Genomic DNA, 25931 nt, shown 5'->3' on the forward strand with positions numbered 1-25931 from the left:
GGGAACGCGAGACGGCATCCCGCCGACGAGACGGTGTCGACTCGACGCCGACATGTCAGCGGGAGGCGGTCTCGAGGGTCGGAAGCGGCGCGGTCGGGGCGGGGACGGCCGGTCGCGTACCCGGCCACCAGTTGGCGCGCCCGAGGAGCGTCATCACGGCGGGCAGCAACAGCCCGCGCACGACGGTGACGTCGAGGACGACGGCCACGATCATCCCGACCCCGATCTCTTTCATCGCGACCAGCTCGCCGAACGCGAAGCCGAGGAAGACGAGGCAGATCGCCGCGGCGGCCAGCGTCACCACCGGACCCGTGCGCGTGATGCCGTGGCGAACGGCCTCGGCGTTCGCGGAGCGCGGGTCGACGAGAAGATCGCGCGAACGCCAGCGTTCGGTGATGCGGGCCAGCAGGAACACCTCGTAGTCCATGGTCAACCCGAAGGCCAGGAGCCCGATGAGCAGGGGCGTGGTCACATCGAGCGCGCCCGTCGGCTCGAACCCGAGCAAGGGCGCTCCCCACCCCCACCCGAAGATCGCGGTGAGCACTCCCAGGGTCGAGGCCACGGTGAGACCCGCCAGCACGAGGGACTTCACCGGAACGACGACCGAGCGGGTGAGGGCGAACAGCAGCGCGAAGCTCGCGGCGGCGACGATCGCGAGCGCCCACGGCAGGCGCGAGGCCAGGTGATCACGTGTGTCGATGAGGAAGGCGGCGGGCCCCGTGACCTCGAGGGGGACCGGGGAGTCGAGCTCGCGCACCGCTTCGACGAGGCTCTGCGCCGCCGGCCCCGTCGCGCTGTCGCCCGTCGGGGTGAAGGCGACCGCGGTGACCTCGGGCGGCAGCTGCTGCACCACGTCGGCGTCGGCGACCTCGGGCAGGGCGGCGATCCGATCGAGGACGCCGGTGACGGCGGCATCCTGGATCGATCCGTCGAGCACGACCGTGACGGGCTCGATCCCGATCCCGGTGAAGCCGGTCGTCGTCGCCTCGTACGCCCGTCGCTCCTCGGCGTCCGCGGGAAGGGACCGGATGTCGGAGTCGTCGAGGGCGAGGGATGCCACGGGGGCGGCGAGCAGCATCAGCAGGGCCGCGGCGGCGACGGAGACGAGGCCCGGGCGCCGCTGCGCGAGGCGCGTGGAACGGGCGAGCACCCCCTCGCGCGCGGTGCGACCGCCCCAGGGGCGTGCCCAGGTGCGCGCTCCGGCGGAAGGGAGGGCGCGGTGCAGGAGCGAGAGCGCCGCGGGGACGAGGGTGAGACCCGCGAGGGTCACCACGACCACGACCACGGCCCCGCCCAGCGCCATGCCCGACAGCAACGGGTCGCCGAGCACCAGGATGCCCAGAAGGGCCACCGTCACGGCGAGACCCGACACGAGCACCGCCCGACCGGCGCCCGAGACGGTACGGGCGATCAGGTCGTCGAGGGGGACGGCGGGGTCGGCCGCACGCTCCTCGCGCAGGCGCAGCACCACCAGCAGGCTGTAGTCGACCGCGAGACCGAGGCCGAGGATCGTGACGACGTTGACCGCGAACTCGTTGACGTCGACGACGCGGGCGAGAAGGCCCAGGATCGCGAGGGTCGGTGCGATCGCCGCGAGGGCGGCGACCACGGGGACGAGCGCGATGCGCAACGACCCGAGCGCGACGGTGAGCAACACGACGAGGACGAGGATCGCGACGCTCTCGCCGAGGGCCGCGTCGGCGGTGGCGCGGTCGACGAAGGCCTCTTCGGCCAGGAGGGGGCCGCCGACGAGCACCTCGGGGGCGGCGATCCCCTTGAGCAGGCCGGAGACAGCGGATGCCGTGGCGACGGCCTCGTCGCCGGTGAGGCCCCGCGCGAGTTCGACGACGACCAGCGACGAACGCCCGTCGTCGCCGATCGCCCCGCCGGCCGTGTAGGCGTCGGTGGCCTCGGCCACCCCGGGCACGGCGCGGATCGACGACATCACCGCGGTCGCGCTGTCGCGCAGCGTCGGGGAGAAGAAGTCCGCACCGCGGACGACGGCGGTGACGATCTCGCCCTCGGGATCGAGGGCGTCGAGGCGCTCGCTCGCGCCCAGCGACTCGCTGCCGGCGGGGGCGTCGGCGACCGAGACGGTGCGGTCGAAAACGTCACCCGCGAGGGCGCCGCCGACGACCACGAGCAGGGCCCACGCGAGAAGGACGATCAGGCGATGCCGGCTGACGCGGCGGCCGAGGGAGGAGAGCATGGGGACCTCTGGGACAGGGGGAGCGCCCTCGGCGACGGACGCGAGTCCGCCACCGAGGGCGCCGGGGGGGGATCAGCCGCAGCTCTTGGCCGCGTACGAGGCCGTGGCCTCGCCGGTGCGACCGTCGCCGGTCGCGGACACCGTCGCTTCACCGGCGGGGACCGACACGGCACGGGTGGTGAAGGTGTGGAACACCGTCTTCCCGGGCTGGACGGCGGGGATGACCCGTTCGCCCCACGCCGTCTCGAGGGTCACGTCGACCGGCACCGTGTCGGTGTTGGTGGCGCGCACCGTCAGCGTCGCCTTCTTCGCCATGCAACGGACTTCGGCCGAGGCCGTCACCGCGAGAGGTGCCGGCTCGTCGATCTCCATGACACGGACGTTGCGGTACGACACCGCTTCGCCGCCGCCGTGGTTCTGCAGGCCGATGAAGCCCTGCGACAGGTCGCGCGCGGGATCGGTGCTGGTGAAATCGTTCACCAGCGTGCCGTTGAGGAAGATCTTGATGCTCTGCCCCTTCACGACGATCTCGTACGCGTTCCACGACCCGACCGGCTTGAGCGAAGCCTCGACCGCCGCGGCATCCGCACCCTGGAAGGTGTAGATCGCACCGGTGGTGCGGTCGGCGGCGTCGGAGGCGTCGATCTGGATCTCGTAGCCCTGGTTCACCGCGATCCAGGGGTCGTTCTGCGGGTCGGGGAAGCCGACGAAGACGCCACCGTTGTGGTCGGCGATGAGCTTCCAGTCCAGCTTGAGGCTGTACTCGTTCAGCTCCTGCGCCTTGTGCCAGAGCAGCCCCATGCCGCCCTCGCCGCGGATGCTGCAGTCGTTCTGACGACCGAAGCCCCCGGGGCCCGCCATGCGCCAACCGGCGTTCAGGCTCTCGAGCGTGCCGTCGAACAGCGAGCGGTACCCGTCCTCGACCTGCGCCGGAGCGCAGATGTCGGCGGTGCCGATCGACAGGACGTCGACGTTGATGTTGCCCTTGTTGCCCGAGTCGTACTTCAGCGCGATCGTATTCGCCCCGGCGACCAACGGCATGTCCCGCGTGATCGTGGCCCAGGTCTTCCAGTCACCCGTGGAGGGGAAGTCCCACCGGCCGAGATTCTGCCCGTTGACGTAGAGGTTCACGTCCTTGGAACCGGGGGCCGGGTTGGGGCCGTTGGAGTAGCGCACGTTGACCGGAACGGTGCCCGCGTTCTCGGCGTTCACCGTGAACTCGAACGCGGAGCCGGCCTGCCACATGCCGCCGGCGAAACCGGCGCCCGAGTAGCCGCTGTGCTCGGCGTCGAACTTGGCGCCGCCGATCAGGCGGGCCGCCTCGGCCTCGTACCATCCCTGGTCGGCCGGCGAGACGTAGCCCGGCAGCGAGTTGAGCGTGTACCAGGCCTCGGTGCTCCACAGCTTGTCACCGCTGGCTGCGGCGAAGGGCTGCGGCGAGCGCAGGTGCACGACGCGCCCCTGCTTGAGGCCGTCGAACGCGACCGTGACCGTCTTGCGGTCGGCGGATGCCGTGGCGCTGGTCAGCGAGAGGATCTCCTCGTCGATCTTGGGACCGCCGTAGGTGGAGGTCGGCAGGTAGCGCCACTGCTCGGCGCGGTACGCCGAGGCAAGGTTCGCCACCGTCTCGTCGGACAGGGGCTGGGTGTACTCGATCTCGAACCCACCCTCGACGACCTTCATCGATTTCATGTCGAAGGTGTCCTGCGTGGAGTTCGGGACGAGCTTCTGCAGACCGTAGGTGAGCTTGCCCGCCTCGCCCCAGTTGCCGCCCTCACCCGTGCCGCCGATGTAGAGCGATTTGTCGGGACCCTCGATGACGCGGTTCACGCCGACCTCGAAGCCCGCGGAGTGGCGGAAGACCGCTCCCTGGAACTCGCCGTCGACCTTCTCGAGGAAGGCGCGCTGCAGGCCGCCGTAGGTGACGTCGCCGAACATCATCTGGCCGGCGAAGGGGCCATCCTTCAGCATGATGGGCGTGCTCGGGGAGTTGCCGATCTCGTTCTGCGGGATCCACACCACCGGCGGGGTCACCGGGTTGGTGTCGAAGGGACCGGCGGGGTTCGTGTAGTGGTTGAAGAAGCGGTCCTGCTTGATGTTGACGAGCTTGTTCGCCGGCAGCCAGGCACCCTGGTTGTCCATCGCGAAGAGCTCGTTCTCGGGACCGAAGGCGACGCCGGTTGGGGGTGCGCAGACCCCCGGCCACGTAGCTGATCGCTCCGGTGGCGCGGTCGATCTTCACGGAGGTGCCGCGGTTCTTCGCGGGCTGCGGGTTGGTCGTGGCTCCGCCGTTGTCGATCGCGACGGAGAGGTTGACGTAGAAGTTGTCCTCGTCGTGGATCAGACCGAAGGCGAACTCGTGGAAGTTGTTGCCCGAGGGGTACTCCGCGACCTTGCGCTTCGTCTCGTACGAGCCGTCGCCGTTCGCGTCGCTGAGCTCCGTGAGCTGGTAGCGCTCCGAGACGTAGATCTTGTCGTCGATGACGTCGATGCCCATGGGGTTGAGCAGACCGCCGGCCGCCTCGACGACGGTGACGTCCTCGGGGCCGTCGGCCGCCTGGGCGCCCTTGAGCACGAAGACCTTGCCGGGGGTGGAGGTGTCCCAGCCACCGGAGTTGACCGAGCCGGTGGTCAGCACCGCGAGGTCGCCGTTGCCGAGGAAGGCCAGCCCCGAGACCTTGGGGTTGAAGCCCTCGGGGCGCAGGTTCACCAGCGTGTAGTCGGGATTCACGGCATCCAGGCGCAGACCGTCTCCGGCGGAGTCGGTGCTGCCCTCGCAGTACTTCGTCCCGGGGGCGGTGACGCGCACGACGCCCGCCTCGGTGCTGAGGACGTCGTTCGGGATGACGGTGAAGCTCGACGAGCCCGGGGTCTTCCACTCGACCGTGAGCTGCTGACCGTTGGTGGCCTCGGACATCTCCACGAAGAGGTCGTGGACGCCCACGTCGAGCGTGACGGTGCCCTCGACCGATTCCGCTCCGTGGAGGCCGTCGTTGTCGATCAGCTGCGTGCCGTCGAGAGTGAGGCGCGAACCGTCGTCGCTCGTCAGACGGAAGGTATACGAGCCGGGGGTGCTGACGGTGAGATTGGCCAGGGCGTGCGTGATGAAGTTGTCACCCGCACCGAACTGCTCGTCGGTGCTCCAGTCGATCGTCGACATGAGCTTGTCGACGTTGGGGGTCTGTCCCGATTTGAGCGTGCAGAGCTCGGTGAGGGGCGGGGTGGAGTAGGTGCGAAGCGTCACACCCGGTTCTTGCTTGGGCAGGTCCGCCGGGGTGTTGACGGCGGGGGCGACGGCGGCACCGGCGGGCAGGATCGCTCCTGTGGCCACGAGTGCTCCGCCCAGGAGACCGGCCACGAGGGTTCTCGCGACGCGGGTGCTGCGCCGGCGGGGGCCGGACAAGACAGCGGGTACGGGCATCATTGCTCCTTCGGATCAGCGGCGGGGACGGCGTCGACCGCTCGGATCGCACAGGTCGCCCTCGACCGTGGTCACTGTAGAAGTCTTTTGCCGGTACGTCTACAAAACTTGACTAAATATCGTTAACAACTGCTGGAATTGACCCCCGCAGTCCCGCTCACGGAAGGGCTCCTGCCCACCGCGGCCTCGATTTGCCCCGGAAAAGCGCATCTCAGAGAGCTTCCAAACGCCAGTCATCTTTTGCTTGACGCCGCACGTAAGCCGCACTACTGTCACAACGAACCCGCAGAACCGACCCGTGACAGCGCCGCCACGAGGCTCCCCGGAGTCCGCCGCGCCCGCCCGAAACGACGGCCCCTCGTTCACCGACCGGCGGGACGCCGGTCGTCCCGACCACCCGCCGGCGCCCGCCGACGACTCCACCGCCTCGCGGTGGAAGAACGGAGCACCCATGTCCCCCACCTCGCGTCGCGGCCTGACGGCCCGCATCGGAGTCGCCGCTCTCGGCGTCGGCATCCTGGCAGCCGCGGGCGGCGGCAGCGCCTTCGCCGCCGATGAGGACACCGTCGACGTGCAGGTCGAGATCGCCCCCGCGGCCGAGCCCGGCGTCCTGGCCCTGACCGTCGCCGACGATGCCACCACCCTCACCGAGGGAGAGGCGTCGGGCACCGACCGCACCTTCACGGGCACGCTGCCGACGGTCACCGTCACCGACACCCGCCTTCCCGAGAATGTCGACCCGGAGGCGTACTGGTACGTCATGGGCGCCATCAGCGACTTCGCCGGCGACGCCGGCCAGCCCGCGATCTCGTCGGCCGACAGCTTCGGCTGGTATCCCACCATCGTCGCGGGCGACTCCGCGCTCGTCGCACCCGGCGACCCCGTCGACCCGGGCATCGGCGGCTTCGTCGACGCCGAACTGCTCGCCAACGCCGACAACTCCGCCGCCGCCGCGGGTGGGGCGTACTCGGCCTCCGCCGGCCTCGTGCTGCAGACGCCGGCGACCGTCGCGCCCGGCGCCTACTCGGCGACCATCACGCTGACCCTGCTCGAGGGGTGAGCGCCGCGATGAGGGCGGCGCTCTCACGCGGAGGGTCCGCCACGGTGGCCGGGCTCATCGTGGCCGCGGCCGCGATCGCCGCGGCCCCTCCCGTCCTGGCGGACGACACCGCCGGCTCGGTCACCTGGTCGGTCACCCCGGCCTCGGCCGAGGGAGCGGACGGTCGACGGGTCATGCAGGTCGAGATCGATCCGGGCCAGCGCGTCACCGAGCATCTCGCCGTGAAGAACTTCAGCGAGAGCGAGGCGACCTTCGCCCTCGACGCGGCGGACGGCTACTACACCGAGACCGGGCGCTTCACGATGCTCCCGGCCGATCGCACCTCGGTCGATGCGGGCACCTGGATCACGATCGAACCGTCGGTCACGCTCGCTCCCCGCGAGACGCGCGTCGTCTCGTTCGAGATCGTCGTGCCACCGAACGCCACCCCGGGCGATCACGCGGCCGGGGTCTCGGCATCCGTTCGCTCCACCTCCGCGGGAGCGGACGGCACGAAAGTGGGAGTGGACAGCCGCGTCGGCTTCCGCGTCTCGACCCGTGTGACGGGCGAGCTCGCCCCCGCGGTGGGCGTCGGCGAGGTCCGCGCGGAATACACGCCGTCGTGGAACCTTTTCGCGCCGGGGTCGATCACCTACGCGTACACGGCGGAGAACACCGGGAACACCGCTCTCGCCGTGGCCGACGCGGTGGAGTCGACGACGACGGAACGCGGTGTGCTGCTGCCCGGCGAATCGCGGGACGTGCGAACCGAGCCCCAGCCCGCGTGGCCGCTCTTCCTGCTGACGAAGGACGTGACGGTGGATGCCGCGGTGCCCGACTCGATGCTCGCCGCGACGCCCGTGACGCAGAGCGTCACCGTCTGGGCGATGCCGTGGCTGCACCTCGCCGCCGCGGTCGGGCTCGCCCTCATCGTCGCAGCCGCCGCGTCCGGGCGTCGCCGTTCCCGCCGCCGTCTCGACGACCTCGTGGCGCGCGCCCGTGAAGAGGGTCGGCGCGAGGCGGTGGAGGTCTCATGAGCGACACGCTCTTGTTCCCCGCGGCCGTCGCCGACGACGGCGTCGGCATCACCGTCGAGATCACCCCTCTGCCGAGCGCCACCTGCACGGTCGACTGCTCCCCACCGCCCGGCGCGGGTCCCGGATCCCCCGGGGGCGGCCTGCCCCTGACCGGTGGCGAGATCGCGTCGGTCCTCCTCGCGGTCGCACTGGTCGGAGCGGGTCTCACGGCGACGGCGTGGGCGCGGTGGCGTCGACCGGGACCCGCGCGGAGCTGATCGGCCCGACGACGGCACCACCCTGCGCCGCCTCGCGCGAGCGGCGGTGCCGTCGTTCGATCGCCTGTCCCGCGTACGACGCGGCGATGATCAGCGCGGCACCGATCAGCCCGGGGGCGCCGACCGCCTCGCCGCCGATGGCGACGCCCACGGCGAGCGCCCACACGGGCTCGGTGCCCATCAGGATGCTCGCGCGGGTCGCCGAGGTGCGCCGCACCGCCCACAGCTGCACCACGAAGGCGAACACCGAGCACAGCAGCCCGAGGAAGAGCACGTCGATCCATCCGGATGCCGAGAGCCCGGCGGCCGCACGCGGCAGGTCGGCACCGGCCACGGCCGACGAGGCGAGGGCGCACACGAGCAGCTGCACGAACACGACGGCGAGGGTGCTGTCGTGTCGGCCACGGGTGAGGTGCCCGCTGGCGGTGACGTGGACGGCGCGGACGACCGCCGCGGCGATGACGAGCACGTCGCCCAGGTTGGGCGTGCGGAGGCCCCCTCCCGAGACGAGCAGGGCGACGCCGACCACCGCGGCGACCGCTGCGACGAAGTACGACCGCGGGAGCCACGAGCGTGCGGCGACGCTCTCCAGCACCGGGGTGAAGACGAGGGCGAGACTGATGAGGAGCCCGGCGTTGGTCGCCGAGGTCAGGTGCACGCCCGCGGTCTCGAGCCCGATGATCGCCGCCTGCGAGCACCCGAGCACAGCGGCGATCGCGAGACCTCGGCCGCGCGGCATCCGTTCCCGTCTCGCCAGACACAGGATGCCGAGGGCGATCGCGGCCACGAGAAAGCGAAGAGCCACGCCGGAGGCGACGCCGGTCTCGGACACCAACTCCTTCGCGGCGAGGAAGCTGGCGCCCCAGACCGCGGCGACCACGACGAGGAGGAGGTCGACGACGAGTTCCGGGACGCGGCGGGGCATGCCCCCACCGTGACGCGGGCGACGCGGAAGAACAACGGGCTCCTTCTTCACCGTGTCGTAAGTTCGTCCTTATGGATGTCGGTCATCTTCGCCTGCTGCGCGAGCTCCGAGACCGCGGAAGCGTGGCCGCCGTGGCGCAGCGCATGCACGTCTCCGCGTCGGCGGTGTCGCAGCAGCTGTCCGCGCTGCAGGCACACGTGCCCGTTCCGCTGACCACCCGGCACGGGCGCACCCTCGCCCTCACGCCCGCCGGAGAGGCCCTCGCCGCCGCCGGCGCGCGGGTCGACGAGGCTCTCGTGTCGGCGCGAGAGGCCGTGGGCGCGTTCCTCGACGCAAGCGATCGCCCGGTGCGCGTCTCGGCCTTCCACAGCGCCGCGCTCACGCTCTTCGGGCCCCTCCTGCGCGAGCTCGACGGCACGCCGCCGCTGCACCTCGCCGACGCCGATGTGGCTCATCGCGACTTTCCGGGGCTGACCGCCGACCACGACCTCGTCGTGGCGCACCGCCTCGCGCACGACGAACCGTGGCCCGCGGACCGCGTGGTCACGGTGCCGCTGCTCGAAGAGCCGCTCGACATCGCCCTTCCGGCAGACCACCCGCTCGCCCGACGCGACGAGCTGCGTGCGGCCGACCTCGTCGCCGAGAGGTGGGTGTCGGTGCACCCCGGGTTCCCGCTCGCCGGGGTGCTCGACCATCTCGCCGCGCACGTGGGGCGCCCTCTCGACGTCGCCCACCGCATCAACGAGTTCTCGGTGACGGCCGAGGTCGTGCGCGCCGGCGCGGCGATCGCCGTCATGCCGCGCACCACGACGACGCCCCTCGCCGTCGACGGGCTGGTGCTGCGACCGCTCGCCGACCTCGCCCTGGTGCGCCACGTGGACGCGCTGGCGCGACCCGACGCGCTGGCCTACGCCGCGGTGCGGCGCGTGCTGTCGGCGCTGCGCGCCGTGTCGGCGCGGGCGTCGGCGCACGTCTCAGGCATCGACCCCGTCTGATCCGCGGAGCGCGGCGCGGCGGGTGCACCCCATCGTCGCGGAGTGTTCAGCGCGTCGGAGGCGGATCCGCGACGACCGCCGTGGACCGGGGTTCGGGGTGCGCCGGCGCGACCGCGTGGTCGAGCGGCACCGAGTCGTCGTCCTTCATCGCCTTGAGCTCGCCCTTGAACAGGCGGGCCGACTTTCCGACGCTCTGAGCCAGGGCCGGCAGCTTGGCAGCACCGAACAAGAGGACGATCACCGCGAGAACGATCAGCAGATGCCATCCGGTCAGTCCATGGAGCATGGGGGCCTCCTCGGCCGTGCCGGCCTCTTCGCCGACGGGTGGGGGATCGGCGCGAGACGCACCGTCCGGCGATGCTAGCCCGCGACGGAAGCGAACCACAAGACTCGCGGCAGGCGCACTTTTGTTGTGCGCACGTTACGCATCTTTTGATTGACCTATGGAAAAACATCCGTCAAGATGACGACGAGCGACGTCCCGCACCGCAGGACGCCTCATCCCCCCGAGGCTCGCCCAACGAACCGCCCTGAGAGGCGGTGATCGGCGACCCCTCCCACTCGACGAAGAGTAAGGAGCATGCACCGCGTGTGGCCGACCGCCACCGCACGAAGAGCCCGGGCCGCCACGACCAGCCGTTGAGACCGACTGTGTGGCGACCCGGTGAAAACAACTCGAACGCATTCACAGGAGCTGTTTCACGATGAACTCTACTTCTCGGCATCCGGTCGTCCGGTCCCGGTTGACGGCGGCCCTCGCGGCCACCGCGCTGGGCCTGGGCGCCCTCGCCGCAGCACCCGCCCCGGCCTTCGCGCACGACGGGCACGACCACGGCACGACCGACCCCGGGGGCGACCACGGCGACCCCACCGACCCCGGCACCCCCGACCCCGGCGACACCGGCGAGAACGGCGGCGCTCTGGACTGGAGCAACTACGAGCGCGTGCTGCTCACGAAGGACGTGGGCGAGCCCATCGACCTCGCGGTGCTGCCGGACAAGCGCGTGCTGCACACCGCCCGCAACGGCGACGTCCGCCTCACCGACCCGGCGACCGGCGTCACGCGCGTCACCAACACGCTCGACGTCTACGCCAACTCCGAGGACGGCCTGCAGACGGTCGCCCTCGACCCGAACTTCGCCGAGAACAACTGGGTGTACCTCGTGTACTCCCCGCGCGACGCCGACGGCGACGGCGTCGCCGACACCCCGGCGGGCAACTCCCCCAACACGCTCCCCGCCGGCGCCGACGAGTCGTACTGGGACCAGTGGGTCGGCGTGAACCGTCTCGCCCGCTTCCAGTGGAACGGAGACGCCCTCGACCTCGCGAGCGAGCAGGTCGTCCTCGACGTCGAGGTCCAGCGCGGGCAGTGCTGCCACGTCGGTGCCGACATCGGCTTCGACGGCGACGGCAACCTCTACCTGAGCACGGGCGACAACACCCCGGCATCCACTCCGGGAGCCAACGGCTTCGCCCCCAACAACGACGCCCCCGGGTACAACCCCGGCTTCGACTCGCGCCGCGGTGCCGGTAACACCAACGACCTGCGCGGAAAGATCCTGCGCATCCACGTCGAGGACGACGGCTCGTACACGATCCCCGAGGGCAACCTCTTCGCCCCGGGGACCGAGCTGACCCGCCCCGAGATCTTCGTGATGGGTGTTCGCAACCCCTTCCGTATCGAGGTCGACATCGAGACCAACTCGCTGTCGTGGGGCGACTACGGACCCGACGCGACGAAGGCCGTCGCCGACACCGCGGGCCGCGGACCCATGGGCCTGGTGGAGTGGAACGCCATCAGCCTCGACGAGCCGCAGAACGCCGGGTGGCCCTACGTGCACGCCGACAACCAGGCGTACAACGACTGGGACTTCGCCACGGCGACGCCGGGCGCGTTCTTCGACCCGGCCAACCTCAAGAACGAGTCGCGCTGGAACACCGGTCTCACCGACCTTCCCCCCGCGCAGCCCGCGACCCTCTGGTACGGCGACAACCCCGGCGACCAGCCGTGGGACGAGCTTGTGAACTTCGGTGCCGGCAACGGCCAGGGCCCCATGGGCGGACCCGTCTACCACTACGACGAGACCAACCCCTCGCCCACGAAGCTTCCCCAGCACTGGGACCGCAAGGCCTTCATGGGCGAGTTCTCGCAGGACTACATCGCCGCGTTCACGCTCGACTGGGACACCTTCGAGGTCAGCGCGATCGAGGACTTCCTGCCCAACGCCGCGCTGAGCACCCTCGGCCAGCCGACGCACGACAACCCCATGGACATGGAGATCGGGCCCGACGGCTCGATGTACGTGCTCGACTACGGTGACGGCTTCTTCCGCGCGAACCCCGATGCCGGCCTGTACCGCATCGACTACGTGGCCGGGAACAAGTCGCCCCAGGCGCGCTTCACCGCGACCCCCACCTCGTCGTCGCAGGCTCCCCTGACCGTGGAGTTCGACGCGTCGACCTCGACCGACCCCGACGGTGACGCCCTCACCTACGAGTGGGACTTCGACGGCGACGGCTCGTTCGACGCCACCGGCGTCACGGCGTCGTACACCTACACCGACATCGCCAACTACACCGCGCGTCTGCGCGTGTCCGACCCGGGTGGACGCTTCGGCCTGACCTCGCGCACCATCTCGGTCGGCAACCAGGCACCCGAGGTGACCGTGGCCTTCCCCGGCAACGGCGCGTTCTTCGACTGGGGGCAGGCAATTCCCTTCCAGGTCACGACGACGGATGCCGAGGACGGCGACGCCACGGAGTGCTCCCGCGTGACGTGGACCTACGGTCTCGGCCACGACGAGCACGCCCACCCCGAGGTCTCGGGCACGGGGTGCACGGGCGTCTTCCGCACCGACCCGAACTCGCCCGAGCACGGCCCCGGCGCCCTGCTCTACGGCGCGGTCGTGGTCACCTACACCGACGCGGGCGCCAACGGACTGCCGGCGGCCACGGGTGAGGCGACCGTTCGCCTGAACCCCAAGCTGCAGCAGGCCGAGCACGCGATCCGCCGCGAGGGTGTCACGGTCTACGCCGACGCCGACGCCTCGGGCGGCAACGCCGTCCGCGGCCTCGGAGCGGGCGACTCCCTCGCCTTCGACCCGGTGAACTTCGCCGGGATCGACGGCGCCGTGGTCCGCGCGAGCGGCGCGGGAGAGGTGCAGCTGCGCTGGGGAGCGGCCGACGCCGAGCCCTTCGCGACCGCCACCATCCCCGCGGGGAACGGCTGGCAGGACGTCGAGATCGCCTTCGAGGCCCCCGAGGGCACCGGAGCGCTCTACATCACCTCGGCCGACGAGCTCGCCGTCGACGCGCTGACGATGGTCGGCGACGGCGTCGGAGACGTCACGCCCCCGACGGTCGCGCACACGCTGGCCCCCGCCACCCCCACGGGTGTCGGCGGCGTGTTCAACGAGCCGGTCCGTTTCTCGGTGCAGGCCGCCGACAACGGCACGCTCGCGAGCGTCCAGTACTCGCGCGACAACGGCGCGACCTGGATCACCCTCGCGGCGAACCAGCAGTACGGGGTGACGTTCGACCAGGACGGTGTCTACGACATCCGCTACCGGGCCACCGACACCGGCGGCAACGTCTCGGAGCTCGGTTCCGTGTCGTTCACGATCGACCTCGACGCTCCCAACGAGCCGACCGTCGACACCCGCACGCTCGTCTCGCTCGGCTCCCCGCGCGTCACCTACGGCGCCCCCGGCGACGTGACGGTGTCGGTGCGCGGAGAGGGCGGCGCCCCCACGGGCGAGGTCGTGCTCACCGTCGGCGAGACCGAGCTCGGTCGCGCGACTCTGGACGCGAACGGCAACGCCGTCGTCGCCCTCCCGGCGGATCTCCCGGTCGGCACGCACACCCTGCGGGCCACCTACGGGGCCGACGAGACCTTCAAGGGATCGGCCGGCATCGGTCGCCTCACGGTCTCGCAGGCGAAGTCGACGACCTCGGTCGCCGTCTCGCCCACGCCGGTCAAGCCCGCCGTGGCCGCCACCGCCACGGTCCAGGTGACCTCGTCGACGGGCATCGTCCCGACCGGCGACGCCACGGTAACGATCCGCCGCAACAACGCGGTCGTGACCACCCTCACCGGCACGCTCGGCGCAGACGGCACCGTACAGGTGACCCTGCCCAAGCTCAGCGCGGAGGGCGCCTACCAGGTGCAGGCCTCCTACACCGGTTCGACCGGGATCGCGAAGAGCAGCGGCAGCGCGACCCTGACCGTCAAGAAGTAACACCCCGGTGGGGGTCGCGCACCGCGGCCCCCACCACCCCCACGGTCGTCCCCGGCCCCGGGGCGGACCCACCTCGAAGGAGAGTCATGAGTCACCACCACGACCACGCGCACCCCACGGTGCCGGATCGGCCCATGAGCCGGCGCACCCTGCTCAAGGCCCTGGCGGCATCATCCGTCGCCATCGGCATCGGCGCCGCCGCCATGCCCGCCGCCGCCTCGGCGTCCACCGCCCTCGGCGCCCGCGCCGCGGCGGCCGCTCCCCCGGTCAGCGCCGGCAAGCGTCTCGTCCCCGTCAATCGCATCGGCATCCAGCTCTTCACCGTCCGCGACAAGGTCAGCTCGCTGGGCTTCCGCGCGGTGTTCGAGGAGCTGGCCCGCATCGGCTACTCGGAGATCGAGTTCGCGGGCTACACGCAGGGCAATGTCGGCGCGATCACCCCGCAGGAGATCCGCCAGCTGCTCGACGACAACGGCCTGCGCGCGACCGGTGCGCACGTCAACCTCACCCCGGCCAACATCGACCAGCAGCTCGAGATCGCGCACGTGCTGGGCATGCCGCACCTGGGTCAGGGCGGGCCCATCGCGGGCGGGTACGGCGGACCCCTCGCCAAGGATGCCTGGATGCAGGCCATCGGCACGTGGAACCAGATGGGCGAGAAGGGGCGCGCGGCGGGCATCAAGCTCTACCTGCACAACCACGCCCAGGAGTGGGGTTTCACGACGGACACGAACGAGCGCATCTACGACCTGTACTGGGCGAACCTCAAACCCCGAGACGGTGTTCTTCGAGATGGACGTCTACTGGGCGCACGTCGGAAAGCACCTGTACCCCGGGTTCGAGCCGATCGACTACATCAAGCGCGACCCCCGCCGCTTCCCGATCCTCCATCTGAAGGACGGCAAGCTCAACCCGAGCAGCGCGAACGGCTACGACATCGTCGAGTTCGGCGCCGGGAACATCGATTACACGGCGTTCCTGTCGCAGCTGCGCGACCGCGGCCAGCGCTTCGGCATGTTCGAACAGGACAACGCCTCCACGGTGCCGGTCAACCCCGGTGACTCGCTCGCCAACGCCGACCGCAGCTACGACAACATCGCAGCCCTGCGCGGCTGAGCGACGAGGAAGAACCGATGAACAGAATCACGAAACTCACCACCGTCGGACTCCTCGTCATCGGGGGCAGCGTCGTCGCCGTTCCCGCGTACGCGGCCGACCTCACCTGCACCGACGACCTGGGCAGCCAGACCGTCTCGGGGAATCTGATCGTCCCCGGCGGCGCGGACTGCGTGCTCGGCGGCGCGACCGTCGAGGGCGACATCGTCGTCGAGGCGGGCGGATGGCTGGATGCCACCTCGGTCACCGTCACGGGAGACGTCGTCGCCACCGACGCGTACGGCGTCTCGCTCGACGGAACCAGCGTCGCCGGTGATATCAGCGCGTACTCCGCCGACACCACCGTGGGCTTCCTCTACGTCAATGACCTCAAGGTCGGGGGCTCGGTGGAGGCCGGCGGTATCGACGTCGAGGTCGTCGACAGTGCGATCTCGGGTTCGCTGCTCACCCAGCGGGCGAACTACGTCGACGTCGTGCGCTCCTCGGTCGGCGCCGACGTGTCGGTCGACGGCTCGGGCTGGGGTGTGTCGATGACCGGCGCCGTCGTGAAGGGAGACGTCACCGTGAGCGGCAGCTCGCGCGACGTGCTCATCGGCGCCACTGCCGACGGCGGCTCCGACGCGTTCGCCAACTCGATCGGCGGGGGCCTGTCGCTCACCGGGAACACCGCGAACCTGCGCGTGGCGAACACCACGGTCTATGGGGCTCTCGCGCTCGACGGCAACTCCCCCGCCGCCGCGTTCGGTGCGGGAGTCCGCGCCGGCTCGACCACGGGCGACTACACGGGCGAGGCGCCGACCGCGCCTCCCGCCGGAGACCAGGCCATCGCGGTGACGGTCCCCGACCAGGGCTCGGGCGAGCTCACGTGGTCGATCGAGGGCACCTCGCGCCTCGTCGACCTCGGGGTCGCGACCGAGAACCTCGACCACTACGCCGCGTCGGGTGAGATCGTGCCGATCCGCGTGCAGGACACCCGGGCCGGCAACCCCGGATGGTCGCTGACCGCTCAGGTGTCGAACTTCACCGCCGGGGGCCAGGAGGTGTCGAGCAAGTACCTCGGCTGGACCCCCGAGGTGCTCGAGACGCAGGGCGGTGCCATCGCCGGCGCTCCCGTGCCCTCCGGCTTCGACAGCGGCCAGGGCCTGTCGGTCGCCCGCACCCTCGCTCAGGCGAACGACGGCCACGAGCGCGGCTCCTCGCTCGTGGGTGCCGACCTGGATCTCAAGCTCCCGCTCGAGACCCCCCGCGGCACCTACACCGCGACCGTGACGCTGACCGCCCTCAGCTGATCCCCCACCCCGTCGGGGCCGCGCTCTCTGCCACGTGCGGCCCCGACGGAACCCCTTCCACACGAAAGCCGCGCCCATGTCCCAGGCGAAGATCTCCCCCCGCCCGCTCCGACTGCTCCTGTCGTTCCTCGCCGGCCTCGCGCTGCTGCTGGGAACACCCCTCGCCGCCTCCGCGGCTGCCGCTCCGTCCGCCGAGACCACGGTGACCTGGAGCGTCAAACCCGCCGACACCGCTCAGGGGCGAGACCGCCCCAACTACGCCTACGACCTGCTGCCCGGCGGCACCGTCGGCGACGCCCTGTACGTCGCCAACCGCAGCCCCCAGCCGATCACCCTGCGCGTCTACGCCGCCGACGGCTTCCTCACCGACGACGGAGCCCTCGACATCCTCGCCGGCGGCGCGGAGTCCACCGACCTCGGCCGCTGGGTCTCGATCGCGTCCCCCGAGCTCACCCTCGACAGCGGCGCGAGCGCCGAGGTGCCCTTCACCGTCGCCGTCCCGGCCGACGCGGCCCCCGGTGACTACGCCGCCGGCATCGTGGCATCCATGCTCGTCACCGCCGACAACGGCACCGTCACCGAGCGGCGCCTCGGCTCGCGCGTGCACCTGCGGGTGCAGGGCGATCTCGCACCCGCGCTGGCGGTGGGCGAGGTGGCCGTCGACTACCACGGCACCGCGAACCCCGCCGAGACCGGCTCCGCCACGGTCACGTACACCTTGACCAACACCGGCAACACCCGCCTCGACCCGAACGTCGAGGTCGCCCTGGGCGGACCCTTCGGCTGGGCGCGCGTGACCGCGGCCGACGACGCCCCCGAACTGCTCCCGGGCAGCTCGCTGCAGCGCACCGTCGAGGTCGCCGGGGTCGTGCCGCTGGTGCTGCTGTCGGCCGACGTGCAGGCGACCTCGCAGGTGGTCTCGCGGACGCTCGCGGGCGCCGAACCCTCGACCCTCGATCCGCTCGTGTCGCAGGCCGCCGCCGCCACCGCCGCCGTGCCGTGGACCGCGCTCGCGATCCTCGCCGCGATCGCCCTGCTCGTGGCCTGGCGCATCGTCGCCGCGCGACGACGCAAGGCCGCTCACGCGCGCGAGATCGCCGCCGCGGTGGCCGCCGCGCGGGCGGATGCCGAGGGGGCGGATGCCGAGTCGGGCGGATCGGATGCCGGGCCGGGCGTCGACGCCGGGTCGGGCGGATCGGGTGCCGGGTCGGGTGGATCGGGTGCCGGGTCGGGCGTCGACGCCCGGCAAGAACCGGTGCCCGCCGGGGCGGGCGCCGACCCTGGTACGCCGGATGCCACCACACCCGCGTCCATCACTCGCGCCTCGCGCCGCTCGCCCTGAGACCCGCTCGCGGCGTGGAGAGGGACACTCCGCGCCGCGAGCGACCGACCGACGGCTCCGGCGAACACGGTGAGCCCAACGGCGGAAACCATCACGACGCACCGGACCCCCGGCATCCCGAACCGGCATGTCGAACAAACACTCCGCCGTTAGGTACAGGCGCCCGGACCGCAGGTCGCCCCGGCCCCGGCGACCACCGAGACCGACGGCTCGCGGGTCACCCGACTCCCCCAGCCGACCGTGGAAGCCACACCGAGCCCACCGGCGGAAAACATCACGACGCGCCGGGCACCCGGCATCCCGAACCGGCATGTCGAACAAACACTCCGCCGTTGGGTACGCGCACCGAGCCCGGCCGCGACCCCCGCCCGCGGCGGGTCAGGCGCGCAGGAACGCGGCGTTCAGCGACTCGGGGGCGAGGGCGTGCTCGACGGCGAGCATGCTCGCGCCGATCACCGCGGCCTTCTCGGCGGCCACCGACTGCACGATCGACAGGTACTCGGTGGCGAGGGGCGTGGAGCGGGGTGTAGACGACCTCACGAACACCCGCGATGAGGTGCTCGCCGACGCGGGCCATGGAGCCGCCGATGGCGATGACCGAGGGGTTCATGAGGCTCACGCACGTGGTGAGCACCTCGCCGATGTCGCGACCCGCCTGGCGCACGGCCTGGATCGCGTCGATGTTGCCGCGCTTGACGAGATCGACCACGTCGGAGCCGGTGTGCGCCTCGATCCCCTGCGCGCGCAGCGCACGGGCGATCGCGGGGCCGGATGCCAGGGCCTCGAGGCACCCGCGGTTGCCGCACTGGCACGGGATGTCGGCGCCGCGCGCGACCTGGACGTGGCCGATGTCGCCGGCGATGCCCTGGGCGCCGCGCTGGAGGCGGCCGTCGGAGATGATGCCGGTGCCGATGCCGGTCGCCACCTTCACGAACATGAAGTGGTCGACGGCGGGCCAGGCGATGCTGCGCTCGCCCAGGGCCATGATGTTGACGTCGTTGTCGACGAGGACCGGGACGGGCATGTGCTGGTAGATCCAGCCGGGGATGTCGAAGCGGTCCCACCCGGGCATGATCGGCGGGTTCACCGGCTGGCCGGTGGAGTGCTCGACGGGCCCGGGGACGCCGATGCCCATGGCGGCGACGTCGGTGGTCGAGCGTCCGGACTCGGACAGCAGCGCCAGGGCGGTCTCGACGAGCCAGGTCAGCACGGGCTCGGGGCCCGTGGCGATGTCGATCTCGCCGGTGCGCTCGCTGAGCACCTTGCCGGTGAGATCGGCGATCGCGACCGTGGCGTGCGACGCGCCGAGGTCGACGGCCACGACGACCTTGGCGGCGGGGTTGATGGCGAACTGCGACGGGGGACGCCCGCCGGTGGACACGGCGTCGGCGACCGGGGTGATGAGGCCCATCCGCATGAGCTCGTCGACACGGACGGCGACCGTCGATCGGGCGAGCCCGGTCGACTTGGCCAGTTCCGCACGCGTACGCGGTACGCCGTCTCGCAGCAGCTGGAACAACTGGCTCACGCCGTTGACCGACTGCACCGAATCTGTCGTCATCCTCTTCACGCCCTCAGTACACCATTAGTAGCAATGCATTCCATCCACTTACGGACGGCGGCTACGCGAATCACGCAGCCGCCGTCGGCACAAGGGGTCGTCAGCCTCGTCCCGGCGGACGGGAGAAGCGCTGCTGCAGGAGCACCGCGACCACGATGATGACACCTTTCGCCACCGCCTGGACGGAAGACGAGAGATTGTTCTGGATGAACACGTTGGACAGCGTCGCGAAGATGAGGACGCCGAACACCGTACCGGTGATCGTGCCCCGGCCGCCGACGAGCAGCGTGCCGCCCACGACGACCGCCGCGATGGCATCCAGTTCGTAGAGCTGACCGTGCGTCGACGTGCCGGCCGTGGTGCGGCCGAGGATCATGACGGCCGCGATGCCGGCGCACAGTCCCGTGATGGCGTAGAGCCACATCGTGTGGCGGCGCACGTCGATGCCGGCGAGGCGCGCGGCCTCGCGGTTGCCGCCGACGGCGACCGTGCGTCGACCGAACGTGGTGCGGTTCAGCAGCACCCAGCCCAGGGCCGCGACGATCGCGAAGATCCAGATGAGGATGTCGACGCCGAGGATGTCGGCGTTCATGAAGGTGATGAAGCCGCGGTCCTGCACGACGAGCGTGCGACGCTCGGCGAGGATCTCGGCGAGGCCCCGGGCGCCCACGAGCATGGCGAGGGTGGCCATGAAGGCCACGACGTTGCCGTAGGCGATGACGATGCCGTTGATCAGGCCCGCGCCCACGCCCACCGCGAGAGCGATGACGACCATGACGCTCCAGTGCAGGTTGTCGGCGAGATCCTGCACGGCGGCGAGGGTGGCCACGACCGAGGCCAGGCCCATGACCGAGCCGACCGACAGGTCGATGCCGCCGGCGATGATCACGAGGGTCATGCCGATGCTGATCACGCCGATGATCGAGGCCTGGCGGAGGATGACGAGCAGGTTGTCGACGCTCGTGAACGAACCGGGGGCGGTGATCGCGCCGACGACGACGATCACGAGCAGGGCGACGACGAGGCCGATGTTTCGACCGGCCGAACCGGAGAGGAAGCGGCGCCAGGCCGGCGCGGGAGCCGGGGCCGCGACGGCCCCGGTCTCTGTGGGGACCGTGCGTGCACGGGTCGGGGTGGTCGGCTCGCTCACGCGGCGGATCCTTTCATGACGAGATCGAGCACACCGTGCTCGTCGATCTGGTGGGAGGGGAGGGTGCGCAGAATCCGACCGTCGGCGACGACGAGGACGACATCGGCGAGGCCGAGCACCTCTTCGATCTCGCTCGAGACGACGACGACGGCGTTGCCTGCGGCGGCGAGATCGCGGATGAGGGCGTAGATCTCGGCGCGAGCGCCGACGTCGACGCCGCGGGTGGGTTCGTCGAGCAGCAGCACCTCGGTGCCGTGCACGAGCCAGCGGGCGAGCAGGATCTTCTGCTGGTTGCCGCCCGAGAGGGTGCGGGCGGGTCGATCGGGATCGGCGGGGCGCAGCTCGAAGGCGTCGATCTGCTCGCGCGCGACCTTGCGCGCCGCGCGGTCGTCGAGGAACCCGCCCTTGGCGAAGCGTTTCATCGAGGCGAGGGCGATGTTGACGAAGATCGGCTCGTCGAGCACGAGCCCCTGGCTCTTGCGCTCCTCGGGAGACAGCCCGATGCCCGCCCCGACGGCGGCGCGGACGGACCCGCGCGGCAGCACCTTCTCGCGCACGCGAACCGAGCCGGCGCTCGAGCGGCGGGCGCCGTACACGGTCTCGAGGATCTCCGACCGGCCCGATCCGACGAGTCCCGCCAACCCCACGACCTCGCCGGCGCGCACCGAGAACGACACGTCGGAGAAGACCCCGTCGAGTCCGAGTCCCTGCACGTCGAGCACGACGGGTGCATCGGATGCCACGGGCACCCGCTCCGGGAAGACGTTCGCGACCTCGCGCCCGGTCATGAGCCGGATGAGTTCGGCCTTCGGGGGTGTCGGCGGCGGAGAGGCCGACCGCGGTCGTACGGCCGTCCTTCAGAACGGTGATGCGTTCGCCGATCTCGCGGATCTCCTCGAGCCGGTGCGTGATGTAGACGACGGCGATACCCGCCGCGGTGAGCTCCCGCACGACCGCGAAGAGGTTCTTGACCTCTTCGGTGTCGAGCACGGCGGAGGGCTCGTCCATGATGATCAGCTTGATGTCGTGCGACAGGGCGCGCGCCATGCTCACGATCTGCTTGTTCGCGGCGCTGAGCGAGCCGACCTCGGTGTTCGGCGAGAGGTTGGCGTGGCCGAGTCGGCGAAGGAGCTCTTTCGTCTGACGGGCCGCCTCGGCGCGCTGGGTGAAACCGCCGCGCGCGAGCTCGTGCCCGAGGAAGATGTTCTCGGCGATCGTCAGGCCGTCGACGACGTCGAGCTCCTGGTACATCGTGGCTATCCCGAGCTCGATGGCCGCGTCGGGATCGGCGATCTCGACGTTCTCGCCGAGCCAGACGATCTCGCCCTCGTCGGGGCGGTGGACGCCCGCGAGCGTCTTGATGAGAGTCGACTTGCCCGCGCCGTTCTGGCCCAGCACGCAGTGCACCTCTCCGGCGACGATGTCGAGATCGACACCGCGCAGGGCGCGGACGCCGGCGAAGGACTTGGTCACGCCTCGGACGGTGAGTAATGACGACTGATGGTCAACTTTGATCACGCGGCGAACATAACACGCCGCCTCGTCGTCGCGCGACCCGTGTTCCGAGGGAAAGCGGGCGGCCGTCTCCCGCGCGCACGCGAGCACTCTTCAGGCACAAAGGCTCGCCAGCGGTACTTATGCGGATAAAAAAACAAAAGATGCTCGCCGGGACGACACTTCTGCTAGCGTGAGCCGCGTCAGAGTGGACCCCTCTTTCCGGAGTGACCCGGGGCCGCGATGACCCCAGCTGCATCACATTTCAAGGAGGAAACATGCGCTCACAGTGGAAGTCGCGTTCGCGACTCGTCCTGACCGGCATCGCCGTCATCGCCTCGGTCGGCCTGCTCGCCGGTTGCACCGGTTCGGGCGGCGACAGCCAGAACGTCGTCGACCAGGGCACCACGACCGAGGAGAACGCCGCCGCCGGTGACACCGTCACCATCGGCTTCTCCGGCCCCGCCGCCGACCACGGTTGGCTCGGCGCCATCAACTCCGGCGCACTCGCCGCCGCCGAGAGCTTCCCCGACGTCGACCTGAAGGTCGCCGAGGGCACCAACGACGTCAACGCGCAGATCGCCGCCGTCGAGACCTTCATCAACGACGGCGTGGATGCCATCGTGCTGCTGCCCAGCGACGGCGCCGCCCTGACCGAGGTCGCGATCAAGGCGATGAACGCGGGCATTCCCGTCATCAACGTCGACCGCGAGTTCTCGAGCCCCTTCGCCGCCCGTTCGACGATCCTCGGCGACAACTACGGCATGGGCGTCAGCGCCGGCACCTACATCTGCTCGCAGCTTGAGGGCAACAGCAACGCCATCGTGGGCGAGATCGCGGGCATCGACTCGCTGCCGCTCACGCAGGACCGCTCGGCGGGCTTCGCCGACGCCCTGTCGGACTGCGGCCTGAAGGTCGGCCCCCGCGTCGCCGCGGACTTCACCGTGCAGGGCGGCGAGGCCTCGACCTCGCAGCTGCTGTCGGCCAACCCCAAGATCGACGCCATCTGGAACCACGACGACGACCAGGGCATCGGCGTGCTCGCCGCCGTCACGGCGGCCGGTCGCGACGAGTTCATCATGGTCGGCGGTGCGGGCAGCCGCAACGCCATGGAGTCCATCCAGGCCGACGACAGCGTCCTCAAGGCGACGGTGATCTACCCGTCGACGCAGGCCGCCGACGGCATCGCGCTGGCACGCCTGATCGCCCAGGGCAAGACCGCGGGAGACCTCATCACCCCCAGCGTTCCCAACCGCATCGTGCTGGACGCCCCCGTGGTGACGAAGGACAACGTCGCGTCCTTCATCGACCTCTCGTTCCAGTCCTGACCCGGTCCGGGGCGCCCGCGTTCGTCGCGGGCGCCCCGTCCCTCGTCCCCCCACAGAAAGACGTCATCGTGACCCAGCCCCTTCGCATCGCCATGATCGGTGCGGGATTCATGGGCGCCGCGCATTCCCAGGGATGGCGCGTCGCTCCTCGTTTCTTCGACCTCCCCCTCGCCCCCGAGATGAGCGTGCTCGTCGGGCGCGACGCCGCCCGCACGCAAACGGCCGCCGACACCTGGGGATGGCGAGAGAGTGCGACCGATTGGCGCGAGGTCATCCACCGCTCCGACATCGACGTCGTCGACATCGTGACCCCCGGCGACTCGCACGCCGAGATCGCCATCGCCGCCCTCGCCGCCGGCAAGCACGTGCTGTGCGAGAAGCCTCTGGCCAACACCGTCGACGAAGCCCGCCGTATGGCCGAGGCCGCCGCGGCCGCCTCCGCCAGCGGCATCCGATCGATGGTCGGCTTCACCTACCGACGCCTGCCCGCCACGACCTTCGCCCGCGATCTCATCACCGCCGGCCGTCTCGGCGACATCCGCCAGGTGCGCGCCGAGTACCTGCAGGACTGGTTGAGCGACGCCGAGGCCCCGCTCACGTGGCGCCTGCAGAAGGACCGCGCCGGCTCCGGCGCCCTCGGCGACATCGGAGCTCACGCCGTCGACCTCACCGAGTTCATGACCGGGCAGCGCGTGGTCCGCGTCGCCGGCATCCTCGAGACGATCGTCGCCCAGCGTCCCGTCCTCGCTTCCGCGTCCGGACTCTCCGGTTCCGCCGGCACCGAGCGCGGAGCCGTCACCGTCGACGATCTCGCTCTCTTCACCGGCCGTCTCGAGAGCGGCGCCCTCGCCTCGTTCGAGGCCTCGCGCTTCCGCCTGGGTCGCAAGAACGCTCTGCGCATCGAGATCTCCGGCTCCCTCGGCTCGCTGTCGTTCGACCTCGAGAGCCCCAACGAACTGCAGTTCTACGACGCGACGGCCCCCGCCGCCGAACAGGGCTTCCGCCGGATCCTCGTGACCGAGCCCGAGCACCCCTACGTCGCCGCGTGGTGGCCGACCGGTCACATGCTCGGCTACGAACACGGGTTCTCGCACCAGGCGAAGGACTTCGTCGAGGCGGTCGCCGCGGGCACCGCACCCACCCCGTCCTTCGCGGACGGCCTGCACGTGCAGGAGGTGCTCGACGCCGTCGCGCGCAGCTCCGAGAGCGAGGGCGTGTGGACCGGGGTCGACGCCGATCTCGCCGCCGCCCCTGCCGCAGACCGCGCCTTCGCGGCATCCTGAACCCGATCCCGTACCCGCACCGACGAAAGGACGACGCGATGACGCGACCGATCACGCTCTTCACCGGCCAGTGGGCCGACCTGCCCTTCGAGGAGGTGGCCCGCCTCGCCGGAGAGTGGGGCTACGACGGCCTCGAGATCGCCTGCTGGGGAGACCACCTCGACCCCTGGCGCTGGGACGACGAGGCCTACGTGCAGGAGAAGCTCGCCGTCCTCGAGCGCAACGGCCTGAAGGTCTGGACCATCTCGAACCATCTCAAAGGACAGGTGGTCTGCGACGATCCCATCGACCAGCGACACCGCGACATCGTCTCGGACCGCGTGTGGGGCGACGGCGACCCCGAGGGCGTGCGCCAGCGTGCCGCACAAGAGCTGAAGAACACCGCGCGCCTCGCCGCGAAGCTGGGCGTGAAGACGGTCACGGGCTTCACGGGATCGAGCATCTGGAAGTACGTCGCGATGTTCCCGCCCGCCACCGAGGAGATGGTGGATGCCGGTTACCAGGACTTCGCGGACCGCTGGAACCCGATCCTCGACGTGTTCGACGAGGTCGGCGTGCGCTTCGCCCACGAGGTACACCCCTCGGAGATCGCCTACGACTACTGGACCACCAAGCGGGCGCTGGAGGCGATCGGACATCGCGAGGCGTTCGGCCTGAACTGGGACCCCTCGCACATGGTGTGGCAGGACATCGATCCGGTGGCCTTCCCTGTGGGACTTCCGCGACAAGATCTTCCACGTGCACTGCAAGGACACGAAGAAGCGCCTGGGCAACGGCCGCAACGGGCGCCTGTCGTCGCACTTGCCGTGGGCCGACCCGCGTCGCGGCTGGGACTTCATCTCGACCGGTCACGGCGATGTGCCGTGGGAGGACGCGTTCCGCATGCTGAACGCGATCGGCTACGACGGCCCGCTGTCGGTCGAGTGGGAGGACGCGGGCATGGACCGCCTGGTCGGTGCGCCCGAGGCGCTCGGATTCGTGCGGAAGCTGTCGTCGTACGAGCCGTCGGGGGCGGCGTTCGACGCGGCGTTCAGCCAGCGCTGATCCGGGGGGGACCGGTCGGAAGCGAGACGAGGGGCCGGATGCCATGGCATCCGGCCCCTCCGCATGTGCGGGCCGTGACCTTCGTCGGGGACCGGGGCGGCCAGGTCGCGCGTCACCAGAACAGGGGGATGCCACCAGAACAGGACGTATCCGCCCCGAACGGCCTGTTCTCGGCGCATCCCCTGTTCTCGGCGCACCGCCCG

Annotated in this window: 17 protein-coding genes and 3 pseudogenes; 11 read left to right on the plus strand and 9 right to left on the minus strand. The window is 70.8% G+C overall.

Translation table 11 applies throughout. The features are described from left to right. Positions 1–55: 55 nt before the first annotated feature. From QE416_RS03165 to QE416_RS03175, 3 genes are all read right to left on the minus strand, one after another. Positions 56–2209, minus strand: a complete 2154-nt coding sequence (locus QE416_RS03165) for an MMPL family transporter (RefSeq protein WP_307313422.1) — start codon at positions 2207–2209, stop codon at positions 56–58. Positions 2210–2281: 72 nt separating this feature from the next. Continuing rightward, the gene (locus QE416_RS03170; RefSeq protein ID WP_307317846.1) at positions 2282–3901 is read right to left on the minus strand and encodes a family 16 glycoside hydrolase; all 1620 of its coding nucleotides are present in this window, start codon (positions 3899–3901) and stop codon (positions 2282–2284) included. An 82-nt stretch (positions 3902–3983) separates the two neighbouring features. Then, complete coding sequence (locus tag QE416_RS03175) at positions 3984–5630, minus strand: PA14 domain-containing protein (RefSeq protein WP_307313423.1); 1647 nt, start codon at positions 5628–5630, stop codon at positions 3984–3986. Between the two features lie 451 nt (positions 5631–6081). Here QE416_RS03175 and QE416_RS03180 point away from each other — a divergent pair, with 451 nt between their 5' ends. From QE416_RS03180 to QE416_RS03190, 3 genes are read left to right on the plus strand one after another with little or no spacing between them, the layout of a single operon-like run. Continuing rightward, the gene (locus QE416_RS03180) at positions 6082–6690 is read left to right on the plus strand and encodes a hypothetical protein (protein WP_267788303.1); all 609 of its coding nucleotides are present in this window, start codon (positions 6082–6084) and stop codon (positions 6688–6690) included. A 44-nt stretch (positions 6691–6734) separates the two neighbouring features. Further along, a complete protein-coding gene (locus QE416_RS03185; protein ID WP_307313425.1) occupies positions 6735–7706 on the plus strand; it encodes a WxL protein peptidoglycan domain-containing protein in 972 nt (323 codons plus the stop codon). Next, positions 7703–7963: a hypothetical protein gene (locus QE416_RS03190; RefSeq protein WP_307313427.1), complete on the plus strand. Its 261-nt coding sequence runs from the start codon at positions 7703–7705 to the stop codon at positions 7961–7963. The genes QE416_RS03185 and QE416_RS03190 overlap by 4 nt, the downstream gene beginning before the upstream one ends. Here the strand turns inward: QE416_RS03190 and QE416_RS03195 are convergent. Continuing rightward, on the minus strand, positions 7911–8888 hold the full coding sequence (locus QE416_RS03195; protein ID WP_307313429.1) for a DMT family transporter: 978 nt from the start codon (positions 8886–8888) through the stop codon (positions 7911–7913). The two genes, QE416_RS03190 and QE416_RS03195, sit on opposite strands and share 53 nt — an antisense overlap. 71 nt (positions 8889–8959) lie before the next feature. Here QE416_RS03195 and QE416_RS03200 point away from each other — a divergent pair, with 71 nt between their 5' ends. Continuing rightward, positions 8960–9883: a LysR family transcriptional regulator gene (locus QE416_RS03200; RefSeq protein ID WP_307313433.1), complete on the plus strand. Its 924-nt coding sequence runs from the start codon at positions 8960–8962 to the stop codon at positions 9881–9883. Positions 9884–9929: 46 nt separating this feature from the next. Here QE416_RS03200 and QE416_RS03205 read toward each other — a convergent pair whose 3' ends face one another. Further along, positions 9930–10169, minus strand: coding sequence for a Sec-independent protein translocase subunit TatA (locus QE416_RS03205; RefSeq protein ID WP_307313435.1), 240 nt, complete (start codon positions 10167–10169; stop codon positions 9930–9932). Positions 10170–10587: 418 nt separating this feature from the next. Between QE416_RS03205 and QE416_RS03210 the strand changes: the two genes are divergently transcribed. Continuing rightward, positions 10588–14121: a PQQ-dependent sugar dehydrogenase gene (locus QE416_RS03210; RefSeq protein ID WP_307313437.1), complete on the plus strand. Its 3534-nt coding sequence runs from the start codon at positions 10588–10590 to the stop codon at positions 14119–14121. Positions 14122–14291: 170 nt separating this feature from the next. On the opposite strand, the gene QE416_RS16450 is transcribed toward QE416_RS03210, so the two are convergent. Beyond that, positions 14292–14822 carry a hypothetical protein gene (locus QE416_RS16450; protein WP_373458833.1) on the minus strand — a complete coding sequence of 177 codons (531 nt, stop codon included), beginning with the start codon at positions 14820–14822 and terminating at the stop codon, positions 14292–14294. A 79-nt stretch (positions 14823–14901) separates the two neighbouring features. On the opposite strand from QE416_RS16450, the gene QE416_RS03220 reads away from it, so the two are divergent. The 3 genes from QE416_RS03220 (at position 14902) to QE416_RS03230 (ending at position 17868) form a co-directional block, all read left to right on the plus strand. Next, entirely contained in the window at positions 14902–15237 is a 336-nt protein-coding gene (locus tag QE416_RS03220) for a hypothetical protein (protein WP_307317994.1), read from the plus strand. 17 nt (positions 15238–15254) lie between these two features. After that, a complete protein-coding gene (locus QE416_RS03225) occupies positions 15255–16526 on the plus strand; it encodes a hypothetical protein (protein WP_307313440.1) in 1272 nt (423 codons plus the stop codon). Between the two features lie 76 nt (positions 16527–16602). Further along, positions 16603–17868, plus strand: a complete 1266-nt coding sequence (locus QE416_RS03230; RefSeq protein ID WP_307313443.1) for an NEW3 domain-containing protein — start codon at positions 16603–16605, stop codon at positions 17866–17868. A gap of 378 nt (positions 17869–18246) precedes the next feature. On the opposite strand, the pseudogene QE416_RS03235 reads toward QE416_RS03230, so the two are convergent. The 3 genes and pseudogenes from QE416_RS03235 to QE416_RS03245 all read right to left on the minus strand — a co-directional run bounded on the left by QE416_RS03235 (position 18247) and on the right by QE416_RS03245 (position 22052). Next, positions 18247–19429: pseudogene (locus QE416_RS03235) on the minus strand (ROK family protein). 100 nt (positions 19430–19529) lie between these two features. Next, complete coding sequence (locus tag QE416_RS03240; protein WP_267788320.1) at positions 19530–20579, minus strand: ABC transporter permease; 1050 nt, start codon at positions 20577–20579, stop codon at positions 19530–19532. Continuing rightward, positions 20576–22052 (minus strand): annotated as a pseudogene (locus QE416_RS03245) (sugar ABC transporter ATP-binding protein). Before QE416_RS03245 ends, QE416_RS03240 begins: the two are co-directional and overlap by 4 nt. A gap of 299 nt (positions 22053–22351) precedes the next feature. Here QE416_RS03245 and QE416_RS03250 point away from each other — a divergent pair. From QE416_RS03250 to QE416_RS03260, 3 genes and pseudogenes are all read left to right on the plus strand, one after another. Continuing rightward, complete coding sequence (locus QE416_RS03250) at positions 22352–23401, plus strand: substrate-binding domain-containing protein (protein ID WP_307313446.1); 1050 nt, start codon at positions 22352–22354, stop codon at positions 23399–23401. A 92-nt stretch (positions 23402–23493) separates the two neighbouring features. Further along, positions 23494–24684: a Gfo/Idh/MocA family protein gene (locus QE416_RS03255; RefSeq protein WP_307317847.1), complete on the plus strand. Its 1191-nt coding sequence runs from the start codon at positions 23494–23496 to the stop codon at positions 24682–24684. A gap of 38 nt (positions 24685–24722) precedes the next feature. Continuing rightward, positions 24723–25728, plus strand: a pseudogene (locus QE416_RS03260) (sugar phosphate isomerase/epimerase family protein). Positions 25729–25931 lie beyond the last annotated feature (203 nt).

Origin of the sequence: Microbacterium sp. SORGH_AS_0421 (assembly GCF_030818635.1) — a bacterium.
GTDB lineage: Bacteria > Actinomycetota > Actinomycetes > Actinomycetales > Microbacteriaceae > Microbacterium.